This window comes from Pseudomonas sp. H3_C08, assembly GCF_054669455.1.
Genome location: NZ_CP162803.1, coordinates 2,517,924 through 2,533,366 on the forward strand (window position 1 = coordinate 2,517,924; position 15,443 = coordinate 2,533,366).

15 protein-coding genes are annotated in these 15,443 nt (G+C 60.9%); 13 read left to right on the plus strand and 2 right to left on the minus strand.

Annotated features, from left to right (window positions below; all coding sequences use genetic code 11):
* Positions 1-79: 79 nt before the first annotated feature.
* Positions 80-850, minus strand: coding sequence for an AraC family transcriptional regulator (locus AB4N74_RS11640; protein ID WP_093430807.1), 771 nt, complete (start codon positions 848-850; stop codon positions 80-82).
* A 231-nt stretch (positions 851-1,081) separates the two neighbouring features.
* Here AB4N74_RS11640 and AB4N74_RS11645 point away from each other — a divergent pair, with 231 nt between their 5' ends.
* The 7 genes from AB4N74_RS11645 to AB4N74_RS11675 all read left to right on the plus strand — a co-directional run bounded on the left by AB4N74_RS11645 (position 1,082) and on the right by AB4N74_RS11675 (position 9,532).
* On the plus strand, positions 1,082-2,707 hold the full coding sequence (locus AB4N74_RS11645) for an APC family permease (protein WP_099756469.1): 1,626 nt from the start codon (positions 1,082-1,084) through the stop codon (positions 2,705-2,707).
* 22 nt (positions 2,708-2,729) lie between these two features.
* Positions 2,730-3,656 carry a 4-hydroxyproline epimerase gene (locus tag AB4N74_RS11650; RefSeq protein WP_460100277.1) on the plus strand — a complete coding sequence of 309 codons (927 nt, stop codon included), beginning with the start codon at positions 2,730-2,732 and terminating at the stop codon, positions 3,654-3,656.
* A gap of 55 nt (positions 3,657-3,711) precedes the next feature.
* The gene (locus AB4N74_RS11655; RefSeq protein WP_007916052.1) at positions 3,712-4,659 is read left to right on the plus strand and encodes a dihydrodipicolinate synthase family protein; all 948 of its coding nucleotides are present in this window, start codon (positions 3,712-3,714) and stop codon (positions 4,657-4,659) included.
* Between the two features lie 72 nt (positions 4,660-4,731).
* The gene (locus AB4N74_RS11660; RefSeq protein ID WP_460100280.1) at positions 4,732-6,324 is read left to right on the plus strand and encodes an aldehyde dehydrogenase (NADP(+)); all 1,593 of its coding nucleotides are present in this window, start codon (positions 4,732-4,734) and stop codon (positions 6,322-6,324) included.
* Positions 6,314-7,576 carry an NAD(P)/FAD-dependent oxidoreductase gene (locus AB4N74_RS11665; RefSeq protein ID WP_460100283.1) on the plus strand — a complete coding sequence of 421 codons (1,263 nt, stop codon included), beginning with the start codon at positions 6,314-6,316 and terminating at the stop codon, positions 7,574-7,576. Before AB4N74_RS11660 ends, AB4N74_RS11665 begins: the two co-directional genes overlap by 11 nt.
* 172 nt (positions 7,577-7,748) lie before the next feature.
* Positions 7,749-8,582, plus strand: a complete 834-nt coding sequence (locus AB4N74_RS11670; protein ID WP_460100285.1) for an oxidoreductase — start codon at positions 7,749-7,751, stop codon at positions 8,580-8,582.
* 11 nt (positions 8,583-8,593) lie between these two features.
* Positions 8,594-9,532: an AraC family transcriptional regulator gene (locus AB4N74_RS11675; RefSeq protein ID WP_093430792.1), complete on the plus strand. Its 939-nt coding sequence runs from the start codon at positions 8,594-8,596 to the stop codon at positions 9,530-9,532.
* Between the two features lie 79 nt (positions 9,533-9,611).
* On the opposite strand, the gene AB4N74_RS11680 is transcribed toward AB4N74_RS11675, so the two are convergent.
* Positions 9,612-10,538, minus strand: coding sequence for a Gfo/Idh/MocA family protein (locus AB4N74_RS11680; protein WP_093430789.1), 927 nt, complete (start codon positions 10,536-10,538; stop codon positions 9,612-9,614).
* Positions 10,539-10,726: 188 nt separating this feature from the next.
* On the opposite strand from AB4N74_RS11680, the gene AB4N74_RS11685 reads away from it, so the two are divergent.
* The 6 genes from AB4N74_RS11685 to AB4N74_RS11710 all read left to right on the plus strand — a co-directional run bounded on the left by AB4N74_RS11685 (position 10,727) and on the right by AB4N74_RS11710 (position 15,406).
* Positions 10,727-11,776 (plus strand): NAD(P)-dependent alcohol dehydrogenase, encoded by a 1,050-nt coding sequence (locus tag AB4N74_RS11685; RefSeq protein WP_093431666.1) that lies wholly within the window; start codon positions 10,727-10,729, stop codon positions 11,774-11,776.
* A gap of 123 nt (positions 11,777-11,899) precedes the next feature.
* On the plus strand, positions 11,900-12,595 hold the full coding sequence (locus AB4N74_RS11690) for a tRNA (adenine(22)-N(1))-methyltransferase (RefSeq protein WP_460100288.1): 696 nt from the start codon (positions 11,900-11,902) through the stop codon (positions 12,593-12,595).
* 168 nt (positions 12,596-12,763) lie between these two features.
* Positions 12,764-12,979: a tautomerase family protein gene (locus AB4N74_RS11695; protein ID WP_194933116.1), complete on the plus strand. Its 216-nt coding sequence runs from the start codon at positions 12,764-12,766 to the stop codon at positions 12,977-12,979.
* Positions 12,976-13,632, plus strand: a complete 657-nt coding sequence (locus tag AB4N74_RS11700; protein WP_460100291.1) for a DsbA family oxidoreductase — start codon at positions 12,976-12,978, stop codon at positions 13,630-13,632. Before AB4N74_RS11695 ends, AB4N74_RS11700 begins: the two co-directional genes overlap by 4 nt.
* A 49-nt stretch (positions 13,633-13,681) precedes the next feature.
* The gene (locus AB4N74_RS11705) at positions 13,682-14,392 is read left to right on the plus strand and encodes an SDR family NAD(P)-dependent oxidoreductase (RefSeq protein ID WP_460100294.1); all 711 of its coding nucleotides are present in this window, start codon (positions 13,682-13,684) and stop codon (positions 14,390-14,392) included.
* Between the two features lie 93 nt (positions 14,393-14,485).
* The gene (locus AB4N74_RS11710) at positions 14,486-15,406 is read left to right on the plus strand and encodes a LysR family transcriptional regulator (RefSeq protein WP_099756478.1); all 921 of its coding nucleotides are present in this window, start codon (positions 14,486-14,488) and stop codon (positions 15,404-15,406) included.
* Positions 15,407-15,443: the final 37 nt, after the last annotated feature.

Genomic DNA, 15,443 nt, shown 5'->3' on the forward strand with positions numbered 1-15,443 from the left:
CACCGCAGGTCGGCCCAGGCCGACGCAGGAGTTGCCGAAGGTTCGGCAGCGCCTGCATTGATCTTCAATGGTCACTTGATCAGGGTGAAGTGGCCTGCCGATACTCGCGTGGCGTAAACCCGGTCGACGCCTTGAACTGGCGCGTGAACGCGCTGTGATCGGTGTAGCCGCATTGCAGCGCCACGTCCGTTATCGGCAGGTCGGTGTGCAGCAATCGATGCGCATGCTCCAGGCGTACTTTCTGGATCATCTGCCGTGGCGTCAGGTGGAATACCCGTTTGCAGTAACGCTCCAGTTGCGCCACGGAAATACCGGCGATGCGGGTCAGTTCACCGAGGGTCACGCGGCGATTGAAATTCGCGCGAATATGCTCATCGACAGCCGCCAGCCGCTCGAATGCCGGGTGGGTTTCACTGGCCGATTGCAGGTCCACCGAAATCCCCGCCAGACCGATAATCACCCCGTCACGGTTATACAGTGGCTGCTTGTGCGTCAGGCACCACCCCGGTTCGCGGCTGCCGTACAGATGCAGTTCGAGCTGATCCTCCAGCACAAAACCCTCCTCCAGCACCTTGCGATCCTGCTCGGTGTAGCCCGGCCCGAGTTGCGCCGGAAACACCTGCGCGCTGGTCTTGCCCAGTAACGGACGCAAATCCTTCAAGCCACAGCGCTGCACCAGCGTGCGGTTGGCAAGCACGTATCGGGCCTGCACATCCTTGATGAAAATCGCCGCATTGGGGATCACATCAAGCATCGGCAACAACAGCGCTGCACCGGCCAAGAGTTCCTCCAGTGTCTGCGGACGCTGGCCATTCATGCCTTGAGCGAGGATCGAAAACGCCTGCTGCATCAAAGATTCCCCTCGTAACGTGGACAGACCAAATGCCCGCCATGCGCCGTTCGCACGCAGATTGCAGCATCGTTCGCGGCGTGTCGAGGGCCATGTTTTATCGGCGTCATTGTGCTGATTTCGTCATCGAAGCCAGCAAAAAACATCAATCGCCGCGAGGTCGATGAGTTCAAAGTCTGGCCGTCCCAGTGACACAACTGCCTATCCAATAACTCACAAGAAGGCGATGCCATGTCAGGCCAAGGCAAGTTCAAAAAACAGCTTTCACTGATCGACCTCACATTTATCGGGCTGGGGGCGATCTTCGGTTCCGGCTGGTTGTTCGCGGCCAGTCATGTGTCCGCCATTGCCGGCCCGGCGGGGATTTTTTCCTGGCTGCTGGGCGGCTTCGCCGTGTTGTTGCTGGGCATCGTCTATTGCGAACTCGGCGCTGCACTGCCGCGTGCCGGCGGCGTGGTGCGTTATCCGGTTTACTCCCACGGGCCGCTGCTCGGCTACTTGATGGGCTTCATCACCCTGATTGCGTTTTCCAGTCTGGTCGCCATCGAAGTGGTCGCTTCGCGCCAATACGCAGCGGCGTGGTTTCCCGGCCTGTCCAAAGCTGGCACCGGCGATCCGACGATTCTCGGCTGGCTGGTGCAGTTCGGGCTGTTGTGCGTGTTCTTCCTGCTCAACTACCGCAGCGTGAAAACCTTCGCCAAGGCCAACAATCTGGTCAGCGTGTTCAAATTCATCGTGCCGTTGCTGGTGATCGGGGTGCTGTTCACCTTCTTCAAACCGGCCAACTTCGAGGTGCAAGGCTTTGCCCCGTTTGGCCTGTCCGGCGTCGAGATGGCCGTGTCGGCGGGTGGCATCATTTTCGCGTATCTGGGCCTGACGCCGATCATCTCGGTGGCCAGTGAAGTGAAGAATCCGCAGCGCACCATTCCCATTGCGTTGATCCTCTCGGTGCTGCTGTCGACACTGATTTACGTGCTGCTGCAAATGGCCTTTCTTGGCAGCATCCCGACGGAAATGCTCGCCAACGGCTGGGCCGGAATCAGCAAGGAATTTGCCCTGCCGTATCGCGATATCGCGCTGGCGCTGGGCGTGGGCTGGCTGGCGTATCTGGTGGTCGCCGACGCGGTGATCTCGCCGAGCGGCTGCGGCAACATCTACATGAACGCGACCCCGCGAGTGATCTATGGCTGGGCGCAGACCGGGACCTTCTTCAAGGTCTTCACCCACATCGATGAAAAGTCCGGCATCCCGCGCCCGGCGCTGTGGCTGACCTTCGCCCTGTCGGTGTTCTGGACGTTGCCGTTCCCGTCGTGGGAGGCGCTGATCAACGTGGTCTCCGCTGCGCTGGTATTGAGCTACGCCGTGGCGCCGGTGTCGGTGGCTGCGCTGCGCCGCAATGCGCCGGACATGCCACGGCCGTTCCGGGTCAAGTGCATGGGCGTGCTCGGGCCGGTGTCGTTCATCATCGCCGCGCTGATCGTCTACTGGTCGGGCTGGAGCACCGTGTCGTGGCTGCTCGGTCTGCAGATCCTGATGTTCGTGGTGTATCTGCTGTGCGGTCGATTTGTGCCAACCGCTCACCTGAATCTGGCCAGCCAAGTGCGTTCCTCGGCGTGGCTGATCGCCTTCTACGCGGTGACCATCGTGCTGTCGAAACTCGGCACCTTCGGCGGCCTCGGCATCCTCGCCCATCCATTCGACACCCTTGTCGTCGCGGCGTGTGCCACCGGCATTTACTACTGGGGCGCGGCGACCGGTGTACCGGCGCATCTGCTGCGCCTGGAAGAGGACGACGAGGAAAGCGAAATCGCTGCCCCCGCCTCGACCGTCTCTGCGCGCCCTGCCGGCGCCTACTGAAATCATCCAACGGGACATGTTCATGAAACGAGTACACGTGATTGATTCCCACACCGGCGGTGAACCGACGCGCCTGGTAATGAACGGCTTCCCCGAGCTGCCCGGCAACAGCATGGTCGAGAAGCGCGATGCGCTGCGCACTCAACATGATCAATGGCGCCGCGCCTGCCTGCTGGAACCGCGCGGCAATGATGTGCTGGTCGGCGCGTTGTATTGCGAACCGGTCTCGGCGGACGCCACTTGCGGGGTGATCTTCTTCAACAACGCCGGCTACCTCGGCATGTGCGGCCACGGCACCATCGGCCTGATCAACTCGCTGCAGTACCTGGGGCAAATCGAACCGGGCGAGCACAAAATCGACACCCCGGTCGGCCCGGTCAGCGCCACGTTGCATGACGACGGAACCGTCACCCTGGGCAACGTCGCCGCTTATCGCCATCGCCAACAGGTGCCGGTGGATGTGCCGGGTTACGGCCGCGTGTTGGGCGACATCGCCTACGGCGGCAACTGGTTCTTCCTCGTTTCCGAGCACGGTCAGACGCTGACCATGGACAACGTCGAACACCTCACGGCATACACCTGGGCCATGCTCAAGGCCCTCGAAGACCAAGGCATTTACGGCGAGGACGGCGCGGTGATCGATCACATCGAACTGTTCGCCGATGACGATCAGGCCGACAGCCGCAACTTCGTCATGTGCCCCGGCAAAGCCTACGACCGCTCCCCGTGCGGCACCGGCACCAGCGCCAAACTCGCCTGTCTGGCCGCCGACGACAAGCTGCAACCCGGCGCAACCTGGGTGCAGGCAAGCATCACCGGCAGCCAGTTCGAAGGTCGCTTCGAATGGCAAGGCGAACGCATCCGCCCGTACATCACCGGCCGCGCCTACATGACCGCCGACAGCACCTTGCTGATCGACGAAGCAGACCCGTTCGCGTGGGGCATCTGAACCGCCACGCTGACTTTTCACCTCAATTTGAATGATGTGCCAAGGAGTTAAAACAATGAGCGACAACATCTTCACCGGTTGCATGCCGGCCCTGATGACCCCGTGCACCGCCCAGCGCAAACCGGACTTCGACGCGCTGGTGGCCAAGGGTCGCGAGCTGATCGATATCGGCATGAGCGCCGTGGTTTATTGCGGCTCGATGGGGGACTGGCCGCTGCTGACCGAGGCCGAGCGTCAGGAAGGCGTGGCGCGTCTGGTCGCGGCAGGCATTCCGACGATCGTGGGCACTGGCGCGGTGAACTCCCGCGAAGCGGTTTCCCATGCGGCCCATGCGGCGAAAGTCGGCGCGCAGGGTTTGATGGTGATTCCCCGCGTGCTGTCTCGCGGCGCTTCGGTCACCGCGCAAAAGGCCCATTTCGCCGCGATTCTGCAAGCCGCGCCAAATTTGCCGGCGGTGATCTACAACAGCCCTTACTACGGCTTTGCCACCCGCGCTGACCTGTTCTTTGAACTGCGCCGCGAGTACCCGAACCTGATCGGCTTCAAGGAATTCGGCGGTGGCGCCGACCTGCGTTACGCCGCCGAAAACATCACCTCCAAGGACGATGACGTGACCTTGATGGTCGGCGTCGACACGCAAGTGGTGCACGGTTTCGTCAACTGCAACGCCACCGGCGCCATCACCGGTATCGGCAACGCTCTGCCCCGCGAGGTGCTGCAACTGGTCGCCCTGAGCAAGCAAGCGGCCAAAGGTGACGCCAAGGCCCGGCGTCAGGCGCGGGAACTGGAATCGGCGCTGGCGGTGCTGTCGTCGTTCGATGAGGGCTGCGATCTGGTGCTGTATTACAAACACCTGATGGTGCTCAACGGCGACAAGGAATACACCCTGCACTTCAACGAAACCGATGCGTTGAGCGACTCGCAGCGGCGGTATGCCGAGAAGCAGTATTCGCTGTTCCGTCACTGGTACGAGAACTGGTCGGCGGAACAGAACTTCGCCTGATCACGTCCCCCTCACCTGCCGCGAAGCCTTGTGATTCGCGGCAGGCCTCCCTCTTTTTATCAGGAAGACACCATGACTTTGACGGGCCACATGCTGATCGGGCAGCACATGATTGCCGGCAATCGCAGCGCCATTCGCGGGATCAATCCGGCTACGAATGAAACGCTGGAACCGGCGTACGCCGGTGGAGCGGCCGAGCATGTCGAACAGGCCTGCGCGCTGGCCTGGGCAGCGTTCGATGTTTATCGCGAGACAACCCTGAATGTCCGCGCTGAATTCCTGCAATGCATTGCCGAAGAAATCGAAGGCCTCGGCGATGAACTGATCGGCCGTGCCCACGCCGAAACCGGCCTGCCGCACGCGCGTCTGCTAGGTGAACGCGGGCGTACTTGCCAACAATTGAGAATGTTCGCTCGCACGGTCCGCGCCGGTGAATGGCTGGATGTGCGTGTCGATAGCGCGCAACCGCAACGTCAGCCGTTGCCGCGCGCCGACCTGCGTCAACGGCAGATCGCGCTGGGGCCGGTCGCGGTGTTTGGCGCGAGCAATTTCCCGCTGGCGTTCTCCGTGGCCGGCGGTGACACCGCAGCGGCGCTGGCCGCCGGTTGCCCGGTGATCATCAAAGCGCACAGTGCGCATCCCGGCACCAGCGAACTGGTCGGCCGCGCAGTCGCTCGGGCGGTAAAAACCTGTGGTTTGCCGGAAGGCGTGTTCTCGTTGCTGTACGGTTCCGGCCGCGAAGTGGGCATTGCGCTGGTCACGGATCCACGGATTAAAGCAGTGGGTTTCACCGGCTCGCGTAGCGGTGGTCTGGCGCTGATGCAAGCGGCGCAAGCGCGGCCCGAGCCGATTCCGGTGTACGCGGAAATGAGTTCGATCAATCCGGTGTTGCTGTTTCCAGCGGCGTTGGACAATCGCACGCAAGCATTGGCGGAAGGGTTTGTGGCTTCGCTGACATTAGGCGCGGGCCAGTTTTGCACCAATCCGGGCTTGGTGATTGCCTTGAAAGGACCGGCGTTGGACAAGTTCATCGCCGCCACCGCCGAGGTCATTCAACGCAGCCCCGCGCAGACGATGCTGACACCCGGCATCTTCAGTGCTTACGAATCTGCCGTGAATGCGCTGGCCGAAAATGCCGCTGCACGCATCACCGGCATCGGTCAGACCGGCAACGGCCCGAATCAATGCCAAGCCCATGTATTCGTGACCGAAGCCGCCGACTTTCTCGCCGATCAGCGCCTGCAAGCCGAAGCCTTCGGTGCGGCGGCGCTGATCGTGCAATGCAGCAATGAAGCGGAAATACGCCAGGTCGCTGAACACCTGGAAGGCCAGTTGACCGCGACGTTGCACCTGGATGAGCCAGACCTGCAACAGGCCCGCGCTCTGCTGCCGACGCTGGAGCGCAAGGCCGGCCGGTTGCTGTTCAACGGCTGGCCAACCGGCGTCGAGGTGTGTGACGCGATGGTGCATGGCGGGCCTTTCCCGGCCACCTCCGACGCCCGCACGACTTCGGTCGGTACCGCGGCGATCCTGCGTTTCCTGCGCCCGGTGTGCTATCAGGACTTCCCGGACAGCTTGTTGCCTGCCGCACTGAAACAGGCCAATCCGCTGCAATTGCGCCGTCTGCTCGATGGCCAAAGGGAAGCGCAGCACCATGGCGAATAACGTCTCCCACGACATCGCCGTGGTCGGCGCCGGCATCATCGGCGTCGCCTGCGCACTGCGTCTGGCTCGCCAAGGGTTGCGCGTGGTCGTGATCGATCAGCAGCAACCCGGCCACGGCGCCTCGTTCGGCAACGCCGGGCATCTGGCGACCGAGCAGGTATTTCCGATTGCCGACGTGTCCATCCTCAAGCGCCTGCCGGCCATGCTGATGGACCCGATGGGGCCGTTGCGACTGGACTGGAAATACCTGCCGCGCGCCCTGCCATGGTTCACCCGCCTGCTGCTGAATCTGCGCCCGGTGTCTTTTCAGAACACCGTGGCGGGTTTGCGCGCGCTCAATGAAAACAGCCTGGACGCCTGGCAGCGCTTGCTCGCCGACATCCAGAGGCCGGACTTGCTGAAGATCGATGGTTCGCTGCTGGTGTTCGAACGCCCCGAATCGCGTCAGGCCATCCAGGCATTACAGGCTCGCCTGCATCAGCAGCAGGTGCCGGTCGATTACTGGCAGGCCGGCGCCATCCGCGAAACCGCGCCGCAACTCAGTGAACAGATCCAGGGCGGTTTGTTCTTTCCACGCACCGGGCACTTTATCGATCCCTACCGCGTGGTGTGCGAACTGGTCGAAGCGGCCAAGGCCAGCGGCGTGAGTTTTGTCCAGCAACAGGTTCAGGGCGGCTACGTGCAGGAGCACGGGGTTACGCTGACCACTGGCAATGGCGGCCTGACTGCCAGCCGCGTCCTGATCGCCTGCGGCGCACATTCAGCAAAACTCACCGCCGCCCTCACCGGCAAAAAAGTCCCACTGGACACCGAGCGCGGCTATCACCTGATGCTGCCGCAGGAACACGACCGACTGCCCTTCCCCGTGACCTCGCTGGAGCGCAAATTCATCATGACGCCAATGTCCGAAGGGTTGCGCCTGGCTGGCACGGTTGAATTCGCCGGACTGGAGAAACCACCGAGCATGGAGCGTGCGTGGCAATTGCACCGGTTGAGTCAGGGCTTGTTTCGCCAGGATCTGAATGCTGAAGCGGCGACGCCGTGGATGGGTTTTCGACCGTCATTGCCCGATTCATTACCGGTGATTGATCAGGTGTGCGGGGGCAAGGTGTTGCTTGCTTTTGGGCATCAGCATCTGGGGCTGACGCAGGCGGCGGTGACGGCGGAGATGGTGGTGCGGATGGCGGGCCTGTACGCCTTCCCGGCAACGGCATTGCCGAGTGGCGAGCCCTATAGGTTGGCGCGTTTCTGACGGCACTGATCTGCAAGTTCGACGGTGAGCGAGCGTAGCTGCGTTGCCGCCGTTTTTTTTCAACATCAAGAGCGCCCGATAGGAATAGGCAATGCTCGAAGATAAACCGGCATAGGTGCCCCGTTTGCTGATCGCTACCATGGACTCAGACCTGACCCAATGGGAGCTCGACATGACTCACGCTAAAACCCTGTTCATCACCGGCGTCAGCAGCGGTTTCGGCCATGCGCTGGCCAATGAAGCCATTGCCAACGGCCACCGTGTCATCGGCACTGTGCGCAATGAAACCGACCTGAAAAACTTCCAGGCACTGTCCCCGGACAACGCTTACGGGGTGGTGCTGGACGTCACTGATTTCGAGCGGATCGACAGCGTCGTTATGCAGGTCGAAGCCACCCACGGTCCCGTCGACGTTTTGGTCAACAACGCCGGATATGGCCACGAAGGCATTTGCGAAGAATCAGCGCTGCAAGACATGCGTCGTCAATTCGACGTCAACGTGTTCGGCGCGGTGGCGGTGATCAAAGCGTTTCTGCCCTTCTTTCGCCAGCGTCGTGCGGGGCACATCCTCAATATCACCTCCATGGGTGGCACCATTACCATGCCGGGCATCGCTTACTACTGCGGTAGCAAATTTGCGCTCGAAGGGATCTCCGATACCCTGAGCAAGGAGCTGCAGCCGTTCAACATCTTCGTCACTGCCGTCGCACCGGGTTCGTTCCGCACGGATTGGGCGGGCCGTTCGATGCAACGCACCGCGCGCAGCATTGCCGACTATGACGCCAGTTTCGATCCGATCCGCAAAGCCCGCGAAGAGAAAAGCGGCAAGCAACTCGGCGACCCGCAAAAGGCTGCCCAAGCGATGCTGCAGATCATCGCCAGCCCGACACCACCGGCCCATTTGCTATTGGGCAGTGACGCCTTGCGTCTGGTCCGTGACAAACTGAAAAATGCTGCCAGCGAGATTGACCAATGGGAAGCGCTGAGCCGGTCCACCGATCATTGAGAGAGGATGTGATGACGCAGGTCGATGCAGGCACCGCGCGCATGGTGCAGCTCATGAAAGCCCTCGCACCGATCGAGGGCTACAACCTCAGCGCCCTCGAAGGCGTGCGCTTCCTGCGTTCGAATCGCCCCCTGACGCGCACCCCGGTGCTGTATGACCCCGGCATCGTGATTCTCTGCCAGGGCCGCAAACGCGGCTATCTGGGAGAGGACACCTACGTCTATGACGCCCAGCACTATCTGGTGGTCTCGGTGCCGATCCCTTTCACCATGGAGACCGATGCCACTGAGACCGAGCCGATGCTCGCGATCTACATGCACCTCGATTTCCAGTTGGCCAGCGATTTGATGCTGCAAGTGGATGACGTGCATGGCCCAAGCGATGCCCCGCCCAAAGGTATGTATGCCTCGCCGATGGACGCTTCACTGCGGGCAACCACCCTGCGTTTTCTGGAAGCGATGAGCGTTGCCGGCGAAGCGCAAATCCTCGGGCCGGCACTGTTGCGGGAAATCTATTACCGCATCCTGACCGGCGAGCAAGGTGGCTCCATGCGCGCCGCGCTCAACCGACAGGGACATTTCGGCAAAGTGACCCGTGCGATCCGCAAGATCCATAGTTGTTATCAGCAGCGACTCGACGTCGAGCAACTGGCCCATGAAGCGAGCATGAGCGTGCCGAACTTCCACCTGCACTTTCGCAGCGTGACCGACACCTCACCCATGCAGTATTTGAAGTCGACGCGTTTGCATCAGGCGCGCCTGTTGATGTTGCGCCAGGCCATGAGTGCCTCGGCAGCCGCCTTCAACGTTGGCTATGAAAGTGCTTCGCAATTCAGTCGTGAGTTCAAACGCTTCTTCGGCAGGACGCCACAGGCAGAGATCGAATGGATGAAGGCAACGTATGCACTGCCATTGCCAACCACACCGTCGGAGTATGTTTCGTCGCATTGACGGTCACGCCACAAACGAAAAGCCTGCTTTTCAGGGCAGGCTTTTTTCGTTGTGTGTAGCGGTGAGCGCTGAAGGTGCACTAGTCGTAAAACGCCTCAACCAACACCCGACTGCCGACAAAGAAACTGTCCGCCACCAAGCGCAACGGCTGCACATCCAGGTCACTGGCCTTGTCGCCAATCAACTGCTGAAAATGCCGATACACCGCTGCGTACTCACCCTCCTCCGACACCGCTTGGCGCACACCGTCAATGCTCAACAGCGCGCCGCCGTTATCCAGGCGCAACACGCCTTCAGCGCAACGCACCTCAATGCTCCACAGCTCATCATGCCCATGGTCAAAATCAAACTCTGCGCGCACATCGAGGCAGCGCGGGTCGGACATTTTGATCGACGCGGCAATTGGCGACTGGCAGTTGCTCGGTACGCGCAGTTCAGCCGATTCGACAAACAACGGCAGCGCCAGCAAATGAGTGACGATCGACAAGGCATTGATGCCCGGATCGAATACGCCGAGGCCGCCGGGTTGCCAGATCCAGGCCTGACCGGGGTGCCATTTGCGCACGTCTTCTTTCCAGTCGATCTGCACGCTTTGCAGGGTGCGCGAGGCGAGCCAGTCGCGGGCGGCTTCGATGCCTGGCGCGTAGCGTGAGTGCCAGGCAAACAAGGCGCTGACGCCCTGCCCGGCAGCCTGATCGACCAGCGCCAGCGCCTCGCCCAAGGTGGCGCACGGCGGTTTTTCCACCAGCACGTGTTTGCCGGCGGCCAGTGCCTGCTGCACCAGCGCAAAACGACCTTGCGGCGGCGTGCAGAAGGCAATCGCATCCACCGGCGGACCGTTTTCCAGCAACTCGCTCAAGGACTGGAAGTTCTCCACGCCCGCGCAGGGTTTGCCTTGAGTGGCGACGGAGACCAAGTGGAAAGCGGGATTGGCGTTGATCGCCGGGACGTGTTGATCTTGGGCGATCTTGCCGTAGCCCACCAGACCGAGACGGATTGGTTGCATCAATGACTCCTGTTTTGATTTTGTTGTCGTCAGTGAACCGGGAGATTACCTGCAAACGCCACGAGCGTCTGTCCGCGCAATGTCACAACGACGCACAGGATCAGGCAAGGATTGCACAGGAATGCACTACTGCCCGCAGCGCTGAACAAGCAACAATGCCTTACGACAAACCGATTGAGGATGTTCCCATGCTTGTTCAAGCCTACGGTGCCCACGCTGGCGACAAACCCCTTGAGCCGATGCAGATCAACCGCCGCGCGCCGGCCGCCCATGATGTGCAGATCGACATCGCGTTCTGTGGCATCTGCCATTCCGACCTGCACCAGGTACGGGCGGAATGGGCCGGTACGCAGTTCCCGTGCGTACCGGGGCACGAAATTGTCGGTCGTGTTTCGGCCGTCGGCGCGCACGTCGCGGATTTCAAGGTTGGTGATCTGGTCGGCGTCGGTTGCATCGTCGACAGCTGCAAACATTGCGATGACTGCGAAAGCGGGCTGGAAAACTACTGCGACGGCATGATCGGCACCTACAACTTCCCGACCCCGGATGCACCGGGCTGGACGCTGGGCGGCTACTCGCAAAACATCGTCGTGCATGAACGCTACGTGCTGCGCATCCGTCATCCCGAAGCGCAACTGGCCGCCGTCGCACCGCTGCTGTGTGCCGGCATCACTACCTACTCGCCGTTGCGCCACTGGAACGCTGGCCCGGGCAAAAAAGTCGGTGTGGTCGGCATCGGCGGCCTCGGCCACATGGGCATCAAACTGGCCCACGCCTTGGGCGCCCACGTTGTGGCGTTCACCACCTCCGAATCCAAACGCGAAGCGGCCAAAGCCTTGGGTGCCGATGAAGTAGTGGTATCGCGCAATGCCGAAGAAATGGCCGCCCACGCCAAGAGTTTCGACTTGATCCTCAACACCGTCGCCGCGCCGCACGATCTCGATGCATTCCTCGTGCTGCTCAAGCGAGATGGTGCGTTGACGCTGGTGGGTGCGCCGGCCACCTCGCACCCTTCGCCGAACGTGTTCAATCTGATCATGAAGCGCCGCACGATTGCCGGCTCGATGATCGGCGGCATTCCGGAAACCCAGGAGATGCTGGATTTCTGCGCCGAGCACGGCATCGTTTCCGACATCGAACTGATCCGCGCCGACCAGATCAACGACGCCTACGAGCGCATGCTCAAGGGTGATGTGAAGTATCGTTTCGTGATCGATAACGCAACGTTGGCCGGCTAAGCCTCAGCGCCCATTGGCCATTAAGTGCGGCCAATGGGCCATTGAATTCCGTCGCCGGGATTTGACAGGCCCGGCGTTGCTCGCCAGAGTCGCACCCCTTTGCCTGCCATCAAGGGGTTGCCGTTGAACGAACAGACATTGTCCATGCGCCTCGAGCGCGTGGCTGCCCACGTACCTGCCGGTGCGCGACTGGCCGATATCGGCTCGGATCACGGCTATCTACCGGTGGCGCTGATGCGTCGTGGTTTGATCAGCGCGGCCGTGGCTGGCGAGGTTGCGGCGACGCCGTTCCAAGCGGCTGAACGCACCGTGCGCGAGAACGATCTGCAACAGCACATCAGCGTACGCCGGGCCGATGGTTTGGCAGCAATCAAACCTGACGACGGCATCACCGCCGTCAGCGTCTGCGGCATGGGCGGCGAAACCATCCGCGACATCCTCGACAGCGGCAAGGCTCACCTCAGCGGCCAGGAACGTCTGATCCTGCAGCCCAACGGCGGTGAACAACCCCTGCGCCAGTGGCTGATGGAAAACGGCTACCGCATCCTCAGCGAAGAAGTGCTGCGGGAAAACCGCTTCGACTACGAAATCATCGTCGCCGAACGCGCCGAACCGGTGAGCTATTCCGACCAGGAACTGTACTTCGGCCCCTTGCACCTGCAGACCCGCAGCCCCGCATTCCTGACCAAGTGGCAGCACAAACTCCGCCACAAGCAAAAGACCCTGAGCCATCTCGCTCGCGTGCAGCACAATCTGCCTGAGCAAAAGCTGCAGGACATCACCCGACAAGCACGCTGGATCAACGAACTGCTGGCCTGAGCGCCAGCGTTTCGCGCCAGGATCACCTGAGTCCTCACGCCCTCATTTGATACACCACATCACAAATGATGTACCTCAAGCCCCATTTATCAATTCCAGCCCTCCCCCTAAAGTCCTCTCCAACAGCCGCCCATCACTCCGACGGGTCAGCGACTGGAGATACCCCAAATGCCTTTCATCAGCGTACGTATCACCCGTGACGGCGTGACCCGGGAGCAGAAAACCCAGGTCATCAAGGAAATCACCGAAACGATGGAGCGGGTGCTGCACAAGGATCCGAAACTCACCCACATCGTGATCGAAGAAGTCGACACCGATAACTGGGGTTATGCCGGCATCACCACCACCGAGTATCGCCAGCAGTTGGCGGACTCGCAGTCATGAGCCGGGCCGTGAAAATCGATTTCGTCTCGGATGTCGTTTGCCCTTGGTGCGCATTGGGCGCTACCGCTCTGGAGCAAGCGATCAAGAATCTGGCGGGCGAAGTCGATGTGGACCTGACCTACAAACCTTTCGAACTGAATCCCGACATGCCGGCCGAAGGTGAACACGCCATCGAGCACATGATGCGCAAATACGGACGCAGCGCCGAGCAAGTGGCGGACCGCAACGCGATGATCGTCGAGCGCGGCGAGCAGATCGGTTTTCACTTCGACCTGGAAAAACGCAGCCATTTCCACAACACCTTCGACGCCCATCGACTGCTGTTCTGGGCCGCCACACAAGGACGTCAGCGTGAGTTGAAGCAGGCGTTGCTCAAGGCCTACTTCACTGACGGCAAGAATCCGAATGACCACGCCACGCTGGTGACACTGGCAGAAGCAGTCGGACTCGACGGCCCGCGTGCGCAAGCGCTGCTGGCCACCGCTGAGTTCAGCCAGGCAGTGCGCGAACTCGAACGGTTTTATCAGCAACGCGGCATCGATTCGGTTCCGGCCATGGTGATCGATGACAAACAGGTCATCCCCGGTTCCCAGTCCGTTGCTTATTACGAGCAAGCGTTACGTCAGGCAGCACAGGTTGCGGCTCACGCCTGACCTTCGAAATCCGTTTATTCAAACCATCCAGATTGCATGAGGAGACATCATGAGCACGTCCAAGAAAGTTGTAGTGATTACCGGCGCCTCGCAAGGCATTGGCGCAGGCCTGGTCAAGGGATTCCGTGAGCGCGGCTATCAGGTTGTCGCGACCTCGCGCTCGATCAAGCCTTCCTCTGACCCGGACATTCTCGCCGTCGCCGGTGACATCGCCGACCCGCAGACCGCCGAGCGCGTGATCCGCGAAGCCGTTGCACGTTTCGGACGTATCGACACGTTGGTCAACAACGCCGGGATCTTCGTCGCCAAACCCTTCACTGAATACAGCCAGGAAGACTACGCACAAGTGGTGGCGACCAACATGAGCGGCTTCTTCCATATCTCGCAACTGGCGATTGCCGAAATGGAGAAAAACGCCAGCGGCCATATTGTCAGCGTCACCACTAGCTTGGTCGACCACGCGATTGACGGCGTACCGTCGGTGCTCGCTTCGCTGACCAAGGGTGGCATCAACGCGGCGACCAAGTCTCTGGCCATCGAGTACGCCAAGCGTGGTATTCGGGTCAACGCGGTATCGCCCGGCATCATCAAAACGCCGATGCACGGCGAAGAAACTCACGCCGCCCTCGGCAGCCTGCACCCGGTCGGGCATATGGGTGAGATCGATGACATCGTACAAGCGATCCTGTACCTGAACGGCGCGAACTTCGTCACTGGCGAAATCCTCCATGTCGACGGTGGTCAAAGCGCTGGCCATTGACTCCTCCCTGCTGCATCGTCGGTGTGTACCGGCGGTGCCGCTTCATGAGATAAGCCTGAAGATGAACCGTCAGTTGATCCTCAGGCTTATCTCATGAAGCGCCACTTTGAAGACTTGCAGTTAGGCAGCATCGAACTCTTTTGCCTCGCCGCTGAAGCCGGCAGTTTCACCGCCGCCGCCCAGCTCGCCGGGGTTACACCGGCCGCCGTGAGCCGGTCGATTCTTCGCTTGGAAAAGCGCTTGGGTTCACGCCTGTTTGCCCGCACTACCCGCAGCATTCGCTTGACCGAGGCCGGCAGAAACTTTTTCTTGCAGTGCAGCCAGGCCCTGACTCAACTGGTCGAAGCGCAACAAGAAGTCATGGGCGCACAGACCTCACCGTCCGGTCAGTTGCGCATCAGCCTTCCCACCACTTACGGCCATCACCGTATCCTGCCGCTGCTGCCGAAATTCCGTGCGCTCTATCCCGACGTCACCGTCGACATCCACTTGGGCAACCGCAATATCGACTTCGTCGGCGAAGGCTACGATCTGGCGATACGTGTTCGTGCCCAACCGGACTCGACCATGGTCGCGCGCCTGTTGGAGGATGCAAAACTGGTGGTGGTCGCGTCTCCCGACTATCTGAAAAAGGCTGGCACACCGCAGACGCTGGAAGACCTGGTGCAACATGAATGCATTCAGTTCGAACTGCCGAGCAGCGGACGGCGGATCTCCTGGCTGTTCGAGGAAAACGGCCACGACCGTGAAGTGTATTCCGACGGCGGCTACTCCTGTTCCGATGATGTGCTCGGTGGCGTGACCTTGGCCAAGCATGGCGCCGGGGTCTTTCAGACCTACAAATTCATTGTCGAAAAAGAACTGGCCGACGGCAGCCTCGTCGAGGTTCTGCAACCTTACGCCGGGCGCTCGCGACCTTACACCTTGCTCTACCCGCACGGCCGGTATGTGCCGCAACGGGTCAGGGCGTTTGTCGATTTTCTGCTGCAGTTTCGTGATGAGTGGGCCGGTTAACGCGGATTAAATCGGCGCAACAAATGACAAAAGCCTG

Bases quoted from the DNA above. Each gene is read 5' to 3' on its own strand.
- AB4N74_RS11640 (WP_093430807.1), bottom strand. From the start codon at position 850: ATGCAGCAGGCGTTTTCGATCCTCGCTCAAGGCATGAATGGCCAGCGT.
- AB4N74_RS11645 (WP_099756469.1), top strand. From the start codon at position 1,082: ATGTCAGGCCAAGGCAAGTTCAAAAAACAGCTTTCACTGATCGACCTC.
- AB4N74_RS11650 (WP_460100277.1), top strand. From the start codon at position 2,730: ATGAAACGAGTACACGTGATTGATTCCCACACCGGCGGTGAACCGACG.
- AB4N74_RS11655 (WP_007916052.1), top strand. From the start codon at position 3,712: ATGAGCGACAACATCTTCACCGGTTGCATGCCGGCCCTGATGACCCCG.
- AB4N74_RS11660 (WP_460100280.1), top strand. From the start codon at position 4,732: ATGACTTTGACGGGCCACATGCTGATCGGGCAGCACATGATTGCCGGC.
- AB4N74_RS11665 (WP_460100283.1), top strand. From the start codon at position 6,314: ATGGCGAATAACGTCTCCCACGACATCGCCGTGGTCGGCGCCGGCATC.
- AB4N74_RS11670 (WP_460100285.1), top strand. From the start codon at position 7,749: ATGACTCACGCTAAAACCCTGTTCATCACCGGCGTCAGCAGCGGTTTC.
- AB4N74_RS11675 (WP_093430792.1), top strand. From the start codon at position 8,594: ATGACGCAGGTCGATGCAGGCACCGCGCGCATGGTGCAGCTCATGAAA.
- AB4N74_RS11680 (WP_093430789.1), bottom strand. From the start codon at position 10,538: ATGCAACCAATCCGTCTCGGTCTGGTGGGCTACGGCAAGATCGCCCAA.
- AB4N74_RS11685 (WP_093431666.1), top strand. From the start codon at position 10,727: ATGCTTGTTCAAGCCTACGGTGCCCACGCTGGCGACAAACCCCTTGAG.
- AB4N74_RS11695 (WP_194933116.1), top strand. From the start codon at position 12,764: ATGCCTTTCATCAGCGTACGTATCACCCGTGACGGCGTGACCCGGGAG.
- AB4N74_RS11700 (WP_460100291.1), top strand. From the start codon at position 12,976: ATGAGCCGGGCCGTGAAAATCGATTTCGTCTCGGATGTCGTTTGCCCT.
- AB4N74_RS11705 (WP_460100294.1), top strand. From the start codon at position 13,682: ATGAGCACGTCCAAGAAAGTTGTAGTGATTACCGGCGCCTCGCAAGGC.
- AB4N74_RS11710 (WP_099756478.1), top strand. From the start codon at position 14,486: ATGAAGCGCCACTTTGAAGACTTGCAGTTAGGCAGCATCGAACTCTTT.